We start from the raw sequence: 16,265 nt of genomic DNA, 5'->3' as shown, positions 1-16,265 counted from the left end.
CCCTGCGGGATCAGGCAAAAAACCTAGCCTGATCGCGTGCTTGGGACAGCCCTGCGGGGTTCGGGTGGGGGGCTGGAACGCGACGGAACGCGACCGGGGGCGACCCCTCGCGACGGTGGGCGTGTGAATGGCGTGTGAATGGCGGGAGGGCGATCGGCGGCGAGAGAACACGGGAAAACGGGCCGGGCGGCGCCGCGTCGCCCGGTCGGGTTCTCGGTTGCCCGGGGGCCGGCGACGACAGCATCTCCGCGCTGTCCCTCGGGACCGAGCAGCTTGCTGGCGCCCACGCGCCGGCCCCGTTGCGCTTGCCGGCGGTGGATGCGCTCTCGTCCTCCGGGCAAACTTGGCGTGCCTGAACGACTCCGTTCGGTTGAGGAGACCATGATGATCCCGAAAGTGAGCAGCCGCAGTCCGAAGCCGAAGCGGACCACGAGGTCACGCCCCGATGCCACACCGTCCATGCTGAACGCGACCAAAGCCGTGCACAGGGAGGTGCACATGGTCGCCATCAAGGACATCGCCATCCCGCCGCACCGTGAGCCCGACCCCGCGACCGTCCGTCAGCTCGCCGCGTCCATCGCCGAGGTGGATCTGTTGAACCCGATCATCCTCACGCCGGAGGGTGAGCTGGTGACGGGCCGCAACCGGATCGCCGCCTTCGTCGAGCTTGGCCGAACGCACATCCCGGCGCGCACGGCCACGTGGGGGATGCTCGAGCGCGAGCTCGCGGAGATCGACGAGAACATCGTTCGGCGCCGCTTCTCGGTGCTCGAGCGAGGCCGGCTGCTCGCCCGTAAGAAGGAGCTGTACGAGGCCGTCCATCCCGAGGCGCGCCAGCATGCACGAGGGGGTCACGCAAAGGCGGCAGCCGAGGCGGCAACGGAAATTATTTCCGTTGCACCGGCCTTCGCGTCGGATGCGGCCGACAAGCTCGGTACGTCGGAGCGGTCCGTGCGGGAAGAGATCCGCATCGCCACGGAGCTGGCTCCCAGGGCGGCCAAGCTCCTCTGCGGCACCCCGCTCGAGGACGAGAAGGTCCTCCTGATGCAGCTCACCCGGCTGCCTCGAGAGCAACAGGTGTCCGTCACGCAGCTGCTCGTCGACGGCCGCACGAAGAGCGTCAAGTCAGCGGTCGCGATGCTTGAGGGAGATGCGAGAGCGACCGAGAGGAAGAACCTACGGAGCAGGAAAGGCGGCGAGAGCACCGCACGCATGCGCGAGGTCACGGACTCGCTTCACGAGGTGGGGAAGCGATGGGGGCGTCTCGTCCACGACTTGGATCCGGCACTCGCACAAGAGGCGCAGGAGATCGGCATCGCGCTCGAGAAGATCGAGGAGAGGATCCGCGCGCTCGTGCGTTCGGTCGCGGAGCCTGCTGCCGAGCCGTCGGGACACGGCGAAGCCCAGAGCTGCCGCGATAAGCATGCGCCGACGACGCCGCTTCACGACATGTTCCGTCGGATTCTCGCTGCGAAGAATCGGTTCTCAGAACGTCATGGAGGGCTCCTCGACGGCTCATCTACTTTCGCCGACTACATGGCGGCGCGCCAAGGCGATCCCGAGAGCGGCCGCGCAACGATGGCGCTTCTGGCGAGCGATCTGGTCAAATTGGTCCGTGAGGTCAACTCATTCAGCATTGAGGTACCCGGCACGAGGCCCGGGCCCACGCTGGGCCATGTGAACGGGTCAGGAAGCGCGGCCCCAGCTCCCGCGGGACCGAGCCGTACGCTTCCGCCCTTGGGATCTACTCTCACGCCGCTGCCGCCTGCGAACGCGACGAGCGCGCCGGCTCCGCCGAAGGTGGTGCTGCACAACCCGACGGAGGAGGAGATCGAAGCGGTGGTCGTGCAGATCATCGAGGGATACAGGAGCGGCGCGCTAAGTTTGCCGTTCCAAGGTCGGGCTGAAATCTGGCGGAAGAACTGGCCCGCGCACGTGAGGGAAGCAGCGTCCGAGAAGTTCTTCGCGATGCTCGACGCGTTGCATGCGTCCGTACGTGCGGCGCCACGATCGGCATCGAATGCAACAGTACTTTCTGCAGCGCCAGCTGAAGCAGAGCTTTTGCCGCTCAGCGCCCAGACGGCGCAGCCGCAGAAGGCCATCTTCGTGCGTCCCGATGCATCGACTTCGCTGGATCCGACCACGCCCCGCATGGGCGATCTCGCGAGGGCCGCGGCACTGGTCCTGGCCGCGCCTGGGTCATCGCATGCGTTGACAATTGCCGCAAGACTGGTACGGGCCGACACGGACCCACGGGAAGAACGCCGCAGCGCGCGACCGAATCTGTCCCAGCCGAGGACGCAGCTCACGACTAGGGCGGCCAGCGCTTGAGGCAGAAGTCGACGGGTTCCTGTGTGCGAGCCTCCACCTCGTCGCGACCGAACTTGTTGTTCGTCTGGCTCGCCACACCGATTTGTCGTATCGCGACGAACTTGCTGTCCTTATAAACGTCATCGGCGGATGCTTTCTGTTCGGGTGTCTTCTTCTGCGCGGCGCTGTTGATGCGCTCCTCGACGACGGTCAGGTTCCCGAGCCGATGGATCTGCTCCTCGTACTCGTCGCGGTCGGCAAAGCCGCGCCCCTTCAGCGCGAAGGTGCGCTCCTCAGGAAGCACGTAATCGATGGTGATCCCGGCCGCGCGGAGCCCCCTGAGCTCAGCGAGCAACATCGGGGCGCTGCCCGCGCCCAATCGCGCGACATCCTCGTGCTCCACCAAGATGTGGCGTGTGCCATCGTTCGACTCCACGACGAAGGACACGCCCGACGTGCTGATCTACATCGTCAGGCTTCGGCGAGCGCTGATCGCGATCGAGGCCAAAATGTACGACCGGCCCGCGACGGCTGCGTTGAACGGGCAGCTCGCCGCAGGCGGCGCTCTTCCGCTACCTCGCGGGGCGGTTCAACGTCGAGGCAGCGAGCCTAGCGCACGTCGCGCTGCCGCCGGCGGCGCTCGCTTCGGAGGTCGGCACGGTCTTCATGACGACGGTGACGTGGGAGCGGCTGCTCGGCGACCGCAGTGAGCAAGGCGGCCGAATGGCGGCAAACACAGCCGTATCGAAGGGCGTGCGCTTCCTGGAAGCGTCGCGCCGGGAACGGCTGGTCCGCATGGGCGTCGGCAGCGTACCATCGGCAGCGCATCCGAAGGGGGACCTCGAGACATGTTCCACCTCACCGCTCGCGTCGCCTGGCACGACTCGCGTTGGAACGGGCGCGTCTGCCGCGTCCCGTCCTGCAATTCCTTCTGCACCGCGCTCGACCGGATCCGCGAGGAGCGCGACGACGCGCGAGAAGACGCCCTGGCTGGGAGACCGTGGAGCGGCCTCGAGCTCGACGATGTGCCGCCGTGCCAGGCCGAGTCCGGCGCGTTCATGAGCCCGGAAGCGTGGACGCGGCGCTTCACCCATCCTTACGCCGGCATCAAGAAGGCCGAGGAGACGCACGGGCACCTCGTGCCCACGCTCGTCAAGGCGCCGCCGTACTCCACCTTCGTCGTGCCCTTCGCCTGGATGCTCAGCAACGAGCAGGAAGGCATCGACGCGAAGCTCCCCGAGCCGCTGCCGCCCGATGAAGAAGCGCCGTTCTCGAGCCCCTGGGTCTTCGGGAGGTCGCGCCAAGAAGCGCTGCTCCAGCTCTTCTTCGGTCGCCTCGTTCCCGAGCGGTCGCTCGTGTTCTTCTACTGCAAGGAGGGGCAGCCGCTCGGCGATACGATCTCGCGCCTGGTCATGGGCGTCGGGCGCATCACGGCCATCGTGCCGCCGAAGTCCTACGATACCGCGAAGAAGAAGCCCTCGTACGGGATGTGGGACCGGTTGATCCAGCACTCGATCCGCCCTGACGGCGACGACGGCTTCTTGCTGCCGTACCACGACTACCTCGAGCCGACCGGCGATCCCGGCGAAGACGCCCGGCGGCTCACGCAGCTCAGGGAGATCGCCGTCCCTGCCGATCCCGCACACCTGCGGGTCTTTTCGTACGCGGCCGAGCTCGCGCCGGCCGACATCGCGCTCTCCACGCTTGTTCGATGCCTCGAAGCCGTACGCCGGATCCGGACGCACGGCATCGCGAAGGGTCCGTGGGAGCGCCGCGAGGAGTGGCTCAACGCTCAGATCGCGACGACCTGGAAGGACCGCGGCGCCTTTCCTGGGCTTGGACCCGCCCTCGAAGCGCTCGGGCTGCGCCTCGGAACGGCGCTCGCGCTCGAGCTCCTCTCCTCGAACGCGGTGGCGCGGGACGCGGATCCGTGGCCCGTCGTCGACGCGATCCTCCGGGGAAAGAAGAAGCCACCGCAGCGCGCCTACGCTCCCGACCTCGAGGCGGTTCGCGAGACCTGGACGAATCTCACCGACGAGCAGCGGGATCTGCTCCGGCTGCTCTCCCGGTTCGCGCTTACGCCCGCGCAGGCGAAGCGCTGGTACGATGTGGCCGAGCGGGCGCGAGGAACCACGGCCAAGGTCTCCGACCGAGAGATCCTCGAGAACCCCTACCGCATGAGCGAGGTCGATCTCGGAAGCTGGGACGACTCGCCCGTGTCCGTTGGCATGATCGATCGCGGCTTGCTCCCCGAGGCGACCATCGCCGCGAAGCATCCGGTGCCGGCGCCCTCAGCGGTGGGGTCACCCAACGATCCCCGGCGCATCCGGGCCGCCATGGTCGCGGTGCTGCGACGGGCGGCCGAGCAAGGCGACTCGCTCCTCGGTACCGCAGACGCACTCCAGGAGGTCGCCAAGGTGGATCTCGCACACCCGTGCGTTGTCGGGAGCAATTGGCCGGCAGCGAACCGCTCGGCGCTCCAGAACGTGATCGAGCTCGTCGATGTCGTGACCGACGACAGGGGCACATCGACCGCTGCCCTCCAGCTCACCGAGCTCAAGGGGCGCGAGGACCGTCTGCGGTCGACGCTGTCGAAACGGGCTGGCAAGCCGATCATGCCCGTGAAGGCGGACTGGAAGACGCTCCTCGTCGAGGCAATCACGGGCGCCGGCGGGAGCTTCGACCCCAAGAACGAACGCCACGCGCTGGCGATCGCCGAGCAGTCTAGCGCGCTCGCGCGTCTCACGTCGCGTCGTCTCAGCGTCCTCATCGGGCGCGCGGGCTCAGGGAAGACGTCGGTCCTGGGCGCACTGATGCTCTGCCCGCCGCTCGCCAAGGACGGGATCTTGTTCCTCGCCCCCACCGGCAAGGCCCGCGTCCGCCTCGCCAAGGCCACGAACGCCGAGGCAATGACGGTGGCGCAGTTCCTCCATCACCTCAAGCGCTACGACGGCGCCCGTCAGCGGCCACGCTTCGAGGGCAAAGAGAAGTACCGCCAGGAGAAGACGATCGTCATCGACGAGTGCTCGATGCTCACGATGGACGATCTCTTCGCCGTGCTCGAAGCTCTCGATCTCGCGCATGTGCAGCGGATCGTCCTCGTGGGCGATCCGAACCAGCTTCCGCCCATCGGTGTAGGGCGCCCGTTCGCGGATCTCGTCGCGTTCCTGGAGACGACGACCGCAGCGGCCGACGATGGAACGCCGCTCGGCGACGCGCTCGCTCGGCTCACCGTGGAGGTGCGTACGCTGGCATCGTCGAGCGAGCCGTCGGACACGCTGCGGCTCGCATCGTGGTTCACCAGGGAGCCGCAGCCCATCGACGCCGACCGCGTCCTCGGCGATCTCGAAGCGGGCACGCCGTTCAACGACCTCGAGGTGGTGCTCTGGAAGACGCCCGACGAGCTGCGGGCGAAGCTGCTCGAGGCCTTCGCGCGACACCTCGGCGTGAAGGACGCGAGCGACGTCGCCGGCTTCGACGGAGCGCTGGGCCTCAACGACAAGGGGAGGGTCCCGTTCGACAAGCCCGACGGCTCGGAGCGGTGGCAGATCCTCTCCCCGGTACGCATGCACCCCCACGGGGTGCATGACCTGAACCGGTGGATCCAGCGGCAGTTTCGCGCGAAGGAGCTCGACGCCGCCGTGAGGCGGTGGGCCCCGAGCCTCGGCGACGAGAACATCGTGGCGAAGGACAAGGTTATCCAGACCGTGAACCAGCGGCGCAAGGCGTACGACTGGAAGGAGCGGAACGCCTGCGAGCTCGACATCGCGAACGGGGAGATGGGGCTCGTCAGCAAGGTGAAGGACAACCTCAAGGTGGCCTTCGCCGGCCGTCCGAACGTCACGTTCGATTACTGGCCCAGCCAGTTCGGCGACGGCCGCGCGCCGCTCGAGCTCGCCTACGCGCTCACGGTCCACAAGGCCCAGGGCAGCGAGTTCAAGAAGGTGTTCGTCGTCCTGCCTAAGGGCTCACGTCTTCTCACGCGCGAGCTCGTCTACACCGCGCTCACGCGCTCGCGCGAGCGGCTGGTGCTCCTCGTCGAGGGGAACGACGCGACGACGCTGTTCGATCTCACCCGCCCGGAGCGCTCCGAGACGGCGCGACGCAACACCAACCTTTTCCAGGGCGCAGTCCGCCAGGGCGCGGACGAGGTGCCCTACGCCGAGCACCTCATCCACCGGACCGCGAAGGGCCACCTTGTGCGCAGCAAGTCCGAGCTCGTCATCGCCAACATCCTGTACGAGCTCGATGTCGACTACCACTACGAGCGCGCCTACGACGGCCAGGCCGAGGCACGTCGCGTCCGCCCGGACTTCTCGTTCATCATGCCCGACGGCGACCTCGTGATCTGGGAGCACCTCGGCATGCTCGACCGCGAGGACTACCGCCGCGGGTGGGACTGGAAGCGCAACTTCTACGAGCGAAACGGGTTCGTGCTGGGGAAGACGCTGTTCACGTCGCAGGAAGGCGAGCGGGGCGCGCTCGATACGCTCGCCCTGAAAGAGATAGCGCGCACCATCAAGAAGCTCCTCGAGTAAGGCCATGGATGCGGAAGAGAGAGCGCAGGTTGAGCAGGTGCTGGCGCGCATCTCGCGCGAGGACTGGGACGGGTTCCTCGCGAGCGACGAGGGCGCGCGGGTGGGCGAGCGGCTCGACGCCGTGCGGGCGGCGCTCCGTGGATCGGGGAACCTGTCGCCCGGAGCACCCTCGCGTCCGATCGCCGAGGTCGTCGATCTCCTGGGCCACCGGCTGCTGTCCGACGGCGCGACCGGGCCGTGGCTCCGGGAGAAGATCCTCCAGAACCTGTCGACGACGAGATACAAGAAGCTCGAGGCCCTCTACCGCGAGGTCGGAGGACGGCGCGCGGCGCCGCTGCACGGCAACATGACGCAGCAGGGCGCAGGCTCGCGCGTGATGGCAGGCTACTGGCACCAGGGCAGCACCTGGGCACGCCGCTTCTGCGAGATCACCGGACTGCCCGAGCTGCTCGCGAAGTGCCGATCGAACCCCCTGCCCGACGACGAGGAGGTCGTGCCGGTCGAACCGTTGCCGCCGCTGCACGACTTCCAGATCGAGGTGTACGCCGCCATCCGGAAGATGCTCCTTGGCGGCACCGGGGAAACGGCGTTGCTGTCGCTCCCCACCGGGGCCGGCAAGACCCGCGTGGCCGTGGAGGCGATCTGCGATCACCTCGCCGAGGAGCGGCAGCGGTGCAATGTCGTGCTCTGGATCGCGCAGACTGACGAGCTCCAGCGGCAGGCGTGGGAGTGCTTCCGGCAAGTCTGGCAGGTGCCGCCGCAGCGCGTGGGGAAGATCATCCGTAGAACGCCGCCGCTCAGCATCGTGCGGCTCTGGGGTGGGCGCGATCCGGATTCGATCGAGATCGGCGACGAGCCCACCGTGCTGGTCGCAGGCATCGATCAACTCGCGAGCTGGGTGGACAACATGCCGGACTTCTTTGAGAGCTTCCCGACCCGGCGGCTCGCGTGCGCCGTCGTGGATGAAGCTCACTCGCTCATCACGCACACGCAGCGCGAAGTGCTCGTAGCGCTTGGGCTTTGCGCGAAGCGTGAATGGCGTGCGCTGCAGGGAGCGGCCCCCGTCATCGGCTTGTCCGCGACGCCGTGGCGCTCGGACGACGAGGAGAGCGCGACGCTCCAGCGGTACTTCCAGAAGCAGCTCCTACGCCCTGACTCGCTCGGCCAGAAACCGATCCAGGCCCTCCAGCGGCGGGGGATCCTCGCTCAGGTCAACGCGGAGCGCCTCCGCGTTGAGGGGACCCGCGCGATGACGGACGCTCAGCTTCGCCGCTTCGAGCAGTTCAGGGACCTTCCCGGCGATTACGTCGCGCAGCTCGGGCTCGAGCACGACCGCAACGCCCGGATCCTCAAGCGCCTCGGCCGGCTCCCGAAGCGCCGGCACGCGCTCGTCTTCGCGTGCTCCGTCGCGCACGCGGAGGTCCTCGCCGTCGCCCTGAACCGCGCCCTTGACGACGACTGCGCCGCGGTGGTGACCGGGCAGACGCCGAGAGCCGAGCGCGCTGCTGTCATCGAGCGCTTCCGTGACGGTGACGGCCTGCGATTCCTCTGCAACGTCGGCGTGCTGACGACGGGCTTCGACGCTCCTCGCGCGGACGTGGTCTGCATCACGCGGCCGACGACGAGCGCGTTGCGGTACGAGCAGATGGTCGGTCGCGGCCTGCGCGGCCCAGAGAACGGGGGGACGGCAGAGTGCCTCGTCGTCGACGTGCAGGACGATGGGCTACCGGAGGGCATCCAGAGCTACAGCCGCGTCGCCCATCTGTGGGATGGGTGATGCATGCCGCTCCCCGGGACAGGACCGGAGAGAGCCCATGACAAGGTTCAATGTGCCGAGCGCTGACACGGAGTCATCAGCACCGACCGTATGGCGGTACCACCTGCTCGAGGATGCAGCGAGGCAGGTGGTGCTCTTTCAGTCAGCAACCCGAACATGCCGGACTCCTCGGGATTTAACCGTGACTTATCCTACACTACTGGGAGCAGACGATGCGACGACCCGTTGCCGCCGTGATTGGAAGCACTCGCGCGACGGCCGACCAGCTCGAGCTTGCCCACAAGCTCGGGACGGCTCTCGTCGACCAAGGATTCCGGGTGCTCACCGGCGGGCTCGGCGGCGTCATGGCCGCGGCGCTCCGGGGCGCGCGCTCGTCGGCGCGTTACCAGTCCGGAGATACCATCGCCATCCTCCCCACGTACCGGGCGGGCGACGCGAGCGACGCCGCGGACGTCGCGATCTGCACGGGGATGAACCACGCCCGCAATGCCGTGCTGATAGCATCCTCTGACGTGGTGCTCGCGGTCGGGGGGCGGACCGGTACACTGGGAGAGCTCGCGCTCGCATGGGAGCTCGGGCGACCCATCGTCTGCGTTGGCAGCTCGGAAGGATGGGCAACGCGTCTCGCCGGCGAGACGCTAGATGACCGGCGCGGCGATCGCGTGCACGGCCCCCTGGCACCTCGCGATGCAGCGCAGCTCGCCCTGACCCTCGCCGAGGCGATCGTTCCTCCGCCCTCGTTCGTATGACGGGCCAGCTCGCGGTCCTCTGCTACCACCGGGTGCTGCCGGATGCGGACCGCACCGGTGATGGGTGGCCGTACTTTTCCCGCGGGACGGCCGTCTCGCTCAGCAGCTTCGCGCGCCAGGTGGAGCAGCTCATGCAGCACGTCACGCTCGTGGGCGAGGCGGCAGTCTCCGCCTGGGCCGACGGTCGCACGGAGCTCGATGTCCCTTCCGTCTGGATCACCTTCGACGACGGCTATGCAGATGTCGTCGAGCACGCAGCGCCGGTGCTCGCAGCGGTGGACGTTGCGGCGAGCGTCTTCGTCACCACGTGCACGCTCGCGACGCCGCCTCGGGCGCTGCCCGCAGATCGCTGGTACTCGGCGCTCGCTCGCGCACGGAGGCGCCGGGGCACGCTCGTGGTGGGTGGGCACCGCTGGGAGTTCGATCTCGACCGTTCCGACGATCGGGCGCGGCTCGTCGATGGTCCCGAGCGGCGGCGTTGCCTCCTGGCTCCCGAGGAGGAGCGGGATGCGATCCTCGCCACGCTGGGCGAGGCGCTGGACGCGCCAGCCGAGCCCTCGCGGCGGTTGTACCTACTGGCCGAAGAGCTTCGTGGCCTCGTGCGGCAAAGCTGGTCGATCGGAGCCCACGGCGCGACGCACAGGCCGTTTCCGGTGCTGGATGCTCCAGCACTCACGGCCGAGCTCGACGACGCGGACCAGGTCTTCGCTCGGCATGGCTTTCCGAAACCGACGACCCTCGCTTACCCCGATGCAGCGTGGAGCGAGGGGTCCGAAGGAGTCGTCGCGGCGCACGGTTACCGTCTCGGCCTTCTCCTCGGCAACCAGGTGACCCCGCGCCAGCCGCTGCGGATCTGCAGGTTCGTGGTGCCGGACGAGCCTCGCTGGGTGGAGCAGACGCTGCTGCCAGCGCTCGGGAGACGTGGATGAGCGCCGCATGGCATCGCGAAGCGGAGTGGCTCGACCGCGTCGGGCGCTGGGTTGCCCTCCACCCCGTGTCCGGAACCGCGTCGGCCTTGGAGGTGGCGACCGAGGTTCACGCTGAGCTGCGCGGTCTCGGCTTCGCCGTGGAAGAGCTGCGGCGCCCCGGGCGTGCTTCACTGCTCATCGCGCGACGTCCCGCGCCGATCGGGATCCCGACGATCGGGCTCTACGGCCACTACGACGTCGAACCCGTGCACGAAAGCTGGCACGGCGACGCGCTGCAGCTCCGGGTCGCCGCGGGGCGCGCCTACGGGCGTGGCATCGCGGACAACCTCGGACCGCTTGCACAGCGTCTCCTGGCGGCGCGAGACGTGCGATCCTGGCCCGGCGTGCTCTGGGTGATCGAGGGAGAGGAAGAGACGGGCTCGCCTGTGCTCGCCGGGCATCTTGCCGCCCTGCGAGAGGACGTGGCGGTGTGGCTCGACGAGACCGGCTACTTCGAGGCCCCGGAACGGCAGCGCATCCTGGCGTTCCGATCGGACAAGCGCCTCGATGATCTTTGCCGCCGCTGGCGGGAGCTCTCCCGCGAGGAATCGGTCTCGGTGGTGCTCGACGCCCGCGCGCTGAACCGCGCCTCAGCGACATCTGCCGGGTCCGTCAGCTCGCTCTTTGGCGAGCGGCCCTATGCGGCCTTCGGGCCCAACGACGCGCGCTCGAACGTCCACAGCGCCGACGAGTCGCTGCCGCTCGCCACGCTCGCGCTGACGGCGCGCCAGCTCGTCGCGACGCTGGAGCACATGGCCTCCGGGGAGCAGTCATGAAGGTCATCGCGTTCCATGTCCAGCACGACGCGGGGCTCGCCGTGGCCCACGACGGCGTGCTCGAGCTCGCACTCGAGCTGGAAAGGTTGTTCGAGGAGCGGTACTTCGCGAGCGCGTGGGATACGGAGATCTTCCGGACGCAGTGGCGGCGGGCGATCGAGGTCGCCGTACGAGCGACGGGGATCGAGCGCTTCGACATGGCCGTGACGAGCTGGGTGATGCCCTCGCTCCGCCGCATCCTCGCCGAGTTGGTCTCGGCCGAGCGCTGGGTAACCGTCGACCATCACCGCGCCCATGCCCTGCACGGGATCCACGACGCGCCCTTTCGGCGCGCCCTCGTCATGTCCTTCGACGGTGGCGGGAACGACGGCACGTGCAACCTGTTCCGCGCGTACGACCGGGCTCTCACGCACCTTCGCCGCGTACCGCTGAACCTCGGCACCCCGTACCGGTTGCTCGCCACCGCCATGCCCGAGGTCACGGGACGGCGCCCTCAGCCGCGCGCCGGGCACCTCTCCCTCGCTGGCAAGCTGATGGCCTATGCGGCCTTGGGGCGCATCCGCGAGGCGTGGCTCGGCCCGGTCGAGGATTACTACCTGAACTTCCAGGAGCCCTTGCAGGCCCTCTACTCGCTCGGCGAGCAGCTCGGCCTGGAGCTCGAGGCCGATGCGGTCGCCGAGGACGAGGCGCGCGATCTCGCGGCGACGAGTCAGGCAGTGTTCGAGAAGCTCGTGCTCCGGATCCTCCAAGAGCATCTCGCGGAGCACGACGAGGGGATCGTGCTCACGGGCGGGTGCGCGCTCAATGTGCGGGCCAATGAGCTCGTCCGCCGGATGTTCGGCCGCCCGGTCCATGTGCCTCCCGCGCCCAACGATGCGGGGATCGCGACCGGCGCGCTGTGGTCCGTCGAGCCGCCGTCAGCGCCGCCGGACGTGTTCGCGGGGCCATGGCTCGTCATGGACGTGGGCGAGGGCGAGCTCGTGCGGCGCGGTGCCGTGCGGACCGGCGTCGAGGCGATCGCGTCGCTGCTGCGCCGCGGCGCCGTGATCGGCGTCGCCCACGGCCGCGCCGAGCTGGGACCACGAGCGCTCGGTCACCGCTCGCTGCTGGCGCTGCCCGGCTCTCGAGAGGTGAAAGAGCGGATCAACGCCCGCATTAAGTCGCGGGAGTGGTACCGGCCCTTGGCCCCGGCCGTCGCGGCGGCGCGGGCAGGAGAGTTCCTCCTGGATGCAGCCCCCTCGCCCTACATGTCCTTTGCCGTCGAGATGCGCCCCGAGGCGCTCGTCCGCTTCCCTGCCGCAGCGCACCTCGACGGTACGGCGCGGGCGCAGATCGTCGCGCCAGAGACTTTCCTGGGGCGGTTGCTCGAAGCGCTCGAGCAGCAGGGTGAGCCGCCCATCGTGCTGAACACGTCCTTCAACACGAAGGGTCGTCCCCTCCTCCAGCGCGCCAGCGCGGCGCTCGACGCGCTCGACGAGACGCACCTGGACTTCGCCTGGATCGAGGGCTGGTTGGTGCCGTGCGACGCGGCAACCATGCAACGGTTCGCAGGAGGAGTGCTCCCGTGACCCAGCGACCGCGCCTCCTCTGCGACGCCAACCCGATGGCCTACGGGTCGAGCTCGGCGCTCCTGGCCATCCTGGAGCACGCCGACGTCGAGGCGGTCGCGCTGGTGCGCGACGTCACGGCCGAGCTGCTCGGCGCCGACCCGGCGATCGCGCGCACCATCGCGGTCGACGTGAAGGATCCCGACGCCGTGGCGAGAGCGCTCGAAGGAGAGCGCTTCGACGCGGCGCTCGTGGTCTCGAACCTGGCCAACATCGAGGTCTACCGCCGGTGCGGGCTGCCGATCTTCTTCGTGGATATCCTGTACTGGTACAGCGCACGCAAGGACCATGCGGTGTGGACGGCTGCGCAGCGCGGCTACGCGCAGGTGTTCCCCGGTGTCCGTGAGCGAGTCGAAGCCCTGCCGCCAGCCCTGCGACCGGTTGTGGTCGGCCCCTTGATCCGGACCTTGCCACCGCGTTCGAAGACGCCGCAGGGCACCCTGATCAATCTGGGCGGGGTGCGCTCGCGCTTCATCGATCCTGGCCGGGCGCCGATGTTCCTCGAGTGGGTCGCCCGCATCCTGCACGAGGTGGAACCGCTGCTACCTCCCGGACCGATCCTCATCGCCGCCGGGAACGATGCCTGCGCCGTGCTTGGTCCCATCCTGCCGCCGCGCGCGAAGGCCATGAGCCTGCCGCAGCCGGCGTACCTGCAGGCGCTGGCCGACGCCGCGCTGTTCCTGACCGCCCCCGGACTCAACGCAGTCTTCGAGGCGCTCTGGCTCGACGTTCCTGTCGTGTTCCTTCCCCCGCAGAACGCCACGCAGGTGCTCCAGCTCGCTCGCTACGAGGCCGTGGAGCTTGTCCCGCCTGGCATCAACCTCCCGGGCCTGGTCCCCGCGCTGGATCTGCCCGAGCGGATCGATGACGAAGGCGCCTACACCGAACGGGTGCTCGCGGCGCTCCGGACGGCCTTGCGCTCCGGCGCGGTGCTGGAGGCGGCCGCACGCCACGTCGCAATGCAGATCCGCGAGGTCGCCTCTCGCGAGGCCGCCCGGCGCCGATTCCGTTCATCGCTGGGCGCGCCGGGCGGGGCGGCCATCGCGAGCGACATCCACGGCTTCTGGCGCGAGCGCGCTCCTTGAGCGACCTGATCGACGCCGCCGTCATCGTGCCCACCACTGGGCGCCGGCCCGTCTTGCTGCGGAGGGCGCTCGCGTCGGTGCTCGCTCAGTCCCTCAGACCACGCGAGATCCTCGTGATCGTCGACGCGGCGGAGGACGCCGTGCCCGGTCTGGCCGCGCAGATCGCGGGGCTCCCCTGCACCGTCCTGGCGGTGGGGGAATCACGAGGCGCTGGAGCCACGCGCAACCACGGGGCCCGCGTGGCGCGCACCCACCATCTGTGCTTCCTCGATGACGACGATGTCTGGAAGCAAGGCTATCTCACCGCGGTCTTCGCGGACGGACCGGGCTTCGATCTCGCGCTGACCGCCTTCGAGAAGCACAACCGCGACGGGGTGCGGCCCGAAAAGGTTCCCCCGGAGACGCTTGATGCGGGGGTGTTCCTGGTGGCCAACCCCGGTCTGCGGGGCAGCAACCTCGTCGTCACGCGGGAGCTCTTCTGGGCAGCCGGGGGCTTCTCCGAGAGCCTGCCGTCGTTCAACGACATGGACTTCGGCCTCCGCCTCGTCGCAGCGCAACCGCGCCGTTATCGGCGAATCCTCACACCCTTGGTCGAGTACCACGCCCACGACGGGGAGCGCCTGTCCCGTCGCGGAGCACAGGCCATCCCGCCCGGGCTCGAAGGGTTCCTGCAGCTGCATGGGCCGAGGATGGATCATCGGCAGGAGGCTGCGTTCCGTGCGCGCGCGATCGACCTCTGGGGTGTAGACCCCTGGGCCCCGGCGGCGCTGGAGCGGCGGCTGAACCAGGCGCTCGCCACGGGCACCATCGCGGCGCACTTCCCAGGGCTGCTGCATGCCGCAGAGACGGCCCTGATCGAGGCCACGTGCCGCAGCGACACGGAGGTCGACGAACGGCAAGCGTTCATCGACGGCCTGTGCGAGGCGTTCGAGCGAGATGGCGCTGCGCCGAGGCTTCGGTCCCTGCGCATCGTCGTCATCACGACGGACACGGCTGGGAGCGTGGCAGGGCTCCTCGCGTCGCTTCAGCACGCGCTCGAGCGTTCACTCTGGCGGGCCAGCGCAGGCGGGCCACTCGTCGAGCTGCTTTTCGTTCGCAACGACCGCGATCCCGAAGTCGACGACGAGCACGGTGCCACGCTGCGGACGTGGACCGACCCTAGGATCGTGGTCGCCGAGGTTCATGTACCGAGGTCGTCCCGCCCGCTCTCCCTGTGCGAGGCCAGGGCCTTCGCGTTTCGGGCCGCGCGCGAATGCGGATGGGAGCCATCCCCCGAGGCGCCCGTGTGGTCCCTCGACGAGGATTTCCGCTTCGAGGTCCTGGTTCCCTCGATCGAGCGCGGCTTCCGGCGCATCGCCGGAGGCGCGCTGCTGCATCGGCTCGAGCTCCTGGCGCTGCGTTGCGGCTCGAGCGGCATCGATGCGCTCGTCGGCGGCAACAGCGGGGCGGCGCCCGTGCCTGCGCTCGGCCTGCTCCGGCGGCAGCTCTTCGATCTGACGTCGACGCAGGCTCCAGGGGTTCAGACCTCAGAGACGGGGCGGAGGCTCGCGGCCTGGCTGCGACGGCGTGATCCCTACTACGATCTGACGACGGATCAGAGCGAAGAGATCTGGATGCCCCTGCGCGTGGCGTGGTGGCGTGCGTCGGGCGCGTGGGTGTGGGACGAGGTGGTCGAACGTCTCATGCTCGGGTTGCCGGTGACGCGGCCGGCGCCGCCGTCGCTCGACGAGATGCCTCCGACCGCATGGGGGCACCTCGATGCAGCGACGGTCGCGGGCGGCAACACGGTGCTCTTGACGCCGCGGGTGCTGCGGCCGGAGGCGTTTGTCCAGGTTCGGTGGGGCTCGGTACGATCACGGCGAGGCGACACCACGTGGTGCATCAACTGCCGGAGGAGCGGGGCGATGATCGCACGCGCATCCATCCCGCTGCTTCACGAGCGGACGCCACGACGGGGCACACCGGCACGCGAGGCCACGGTGCGCGACGCGGTGGCCGATGCGCTTGGGGTCGGCCTCTACGAGACGCTCGGCACTCTGGGGCGCGCTGAGGAGGAGGCGACCAGGCGCGGCGCAAGATGGCGACTGGCTGCCGTGATCGAGAACCTTGCCGCCGCTACGACTCATCTGGAAACGCCGGGGCATCCCATCCCACCGGAACCCCGCACGAGGCTGCTCGCGTTCTTGCGCGACGTTGCGGGCGCCCTGACGGGTGTGCGGCTGGACGAGATTGAGCTCAGCGATGCTCGGAGTCAGTAGCGGAGCTCCCCCTACGGCTGCAGACAGGATCACGGGCGCAGGTTTCGAGAATTCCGTACAATCGGACGAGCAGACGCTTACCTAGCTCTCCGCGAACCGACCGAGCGTGCACCTCGGACGCCGCGCAGCACCACGCGCCGACGTCCTGGTACTGTTCTTGAGCGTAAGGTGGCAGGGGCGACGGTGGTCCACCGACT

General features: G+C 69.0%; 10 protein-coding genes. 9 read left to right on the top strand and 1 reads right to left on the bottom strand.

Going from position 1 to position 16,265, the window contains the following annotated elements:
• The first annotated feature begins 381 nt into the window (after window positions 1-381).
• Window positions 382-2,331 (top strand): ParB/RepB/Spo0J family partition protein, encoded by a 1,950-nt coding sequence (locus WMF27_RS41470; protein ID WP_437763370.1) that lies wholly within the window; start codon window positions 382-384, stop codon window positions 2,329-2,331.
• Here WMF27_RS41470 and WMF27_RS41465 read toward each other — a convergent pair.
• Complete coding sequence (locus WMF27_RS41465; RefSeq protein WP_437763371.1) at window positions 2,312-2,758, bottom strand: HNH endonuclease family protein; 447 nt, start codon at window positions 2,756-2,758, stop codon at window positions 2,312-2,314. The genes WMF27_RS41470 and WMF27_RS41465 overlap by 20 nt on opposite strands.
• A 400-nt stretch (window positions 2,759-3,158) precedes the next feature.
• Between WMF27_RS41465 and WMF27_RS41460 the strand changes: the two genes are divergently transcribed.
• The 8 genes from WMF27_RS41460 (at window position 3,159) to WMF27_RS41425 (ending at window position 16,068) form a co-directional block, all read left to right on the top strand.
• Window positions 3,159-6,848, top strand: coding sequence for an AAA family ATPase (locus tag WMF27_RS41460; RefSeq protein ID WP_437763372.1), 3,690 nt, complete (start codon window positions 3,159-3,161; stop codon window positions 6,846-6,848).
• Window positions 6,849-6,852: 4 nt separating this feature from the next.
• Window positions 6,853-8,625, top strand: a complete 1,773-nt coding sequence (locus WMF27_RS41455) for a DEAD/DEAH box helicase (RefSeq protein WP_437763373.1) — start codon at window positions 6,853-6,855, stop codon at window positions 8,623-8,625.
• 212 nt (window positions 8,626-8,837) lie between these two features.
• Window positions 8,838-9,374: a TIGR00725 family protein gene (locus tag WMF27_RS41450; RefSeq protein ID WP_437763374.1), complete on the top strand. Its 537-nt coding sequence runs from the start codon at window positions 8,838-8,840 to the stop codon at window positions 9,372-9,374.
• Window positions 9,371-10,303, top strand: a complete 933-nt coding sequence (locus WMF27_RS41445; protein ID WP_437763375.1) for a polysaccharide deacetylase family protein — start codon at window positions 9,371-9,373, stop codon at window positions 10,301-10,303. The genes WMF27_RS41450 and WMF27_RS41445 overlap by 4 nt, the downstream gene beginning before the upstream one ends.
• The gene (locus WMF27_RS41440) at window positions 10,300-11,118 is read left to right on the top strand and encodes a M20/M25/M40 family metallo-hydrolase (protein WP_437763376.1); all 819 of its coding nucleotides are present in this window, start codon (window positions 10,300-10,302) and stop codon (window positions 11,116-11,118) included. Before WMF27_RS41445 ends, WMF27_RS41440 begins: the two co-directional genes overlap by 4 nt.
• Window positions 11,115-12,686 (top strand): carbamoyltransferase C-terminal domain-containing protein, encoded by a 1,572-nt coding sequence (locus tag WMF27_RS41435; protein WP_437763377.1) that lies wholly within the window; start codon window positions 11,115-11,117, stop codon window positions 12,684-12,686. The genes WMF27_RS41440 and WMF27_RS41435 overlap by 4 nt, the downstream gene beginning before the upstream one ends.
• Complete coding sequence (locus tag WMF27_RS41430; protein ID WP_437763378.1) at window positions 12,683-13,810, top strand: hypothetical protein; 1,128 nt, start codon at window positions 12,683-12,685, stop codon at window positions 13,808-13,810. Before WMF27_RS41435 ends, WMF27_RS41430 begins: the two co-directional genes overlap by 4 nt.
• Window positions 13,807-16,068 carry a glycosyltransferase family 2 protein gene (locus WMF27_RS41425; protein WP_437763379.1) on the top strand — a complete coding sequence of 754 codons (2,262 nt, stop codon included), beginning with the start codon at window positions 13,807-13,809 and terminating at the stop codon, window positions 16,066-16,068. The genes WMF27_RS41430 and WMF27_RS41425 overlap by 4 nt, the downstream gene beginning before the upstream one ends.
• The last annotated feature ends 197 nt before the right edge of the window (window positions 16,069-16,265 follow it).

The organism is Sorangium sp. So ce281, assembly GCF_051527395.1.
Classification (GTDB): Bacteria; Myxococcota_A; Polyangia; order Polyangiales; family Polyangiaceae; genus Sorangium; species Sorangium cellulosum_B.
The sequence above is the reverse complement of the archived record's forward strand: the minus strand, read 5'-3'. Positions and strand labels throughout refer to the sequence as shown.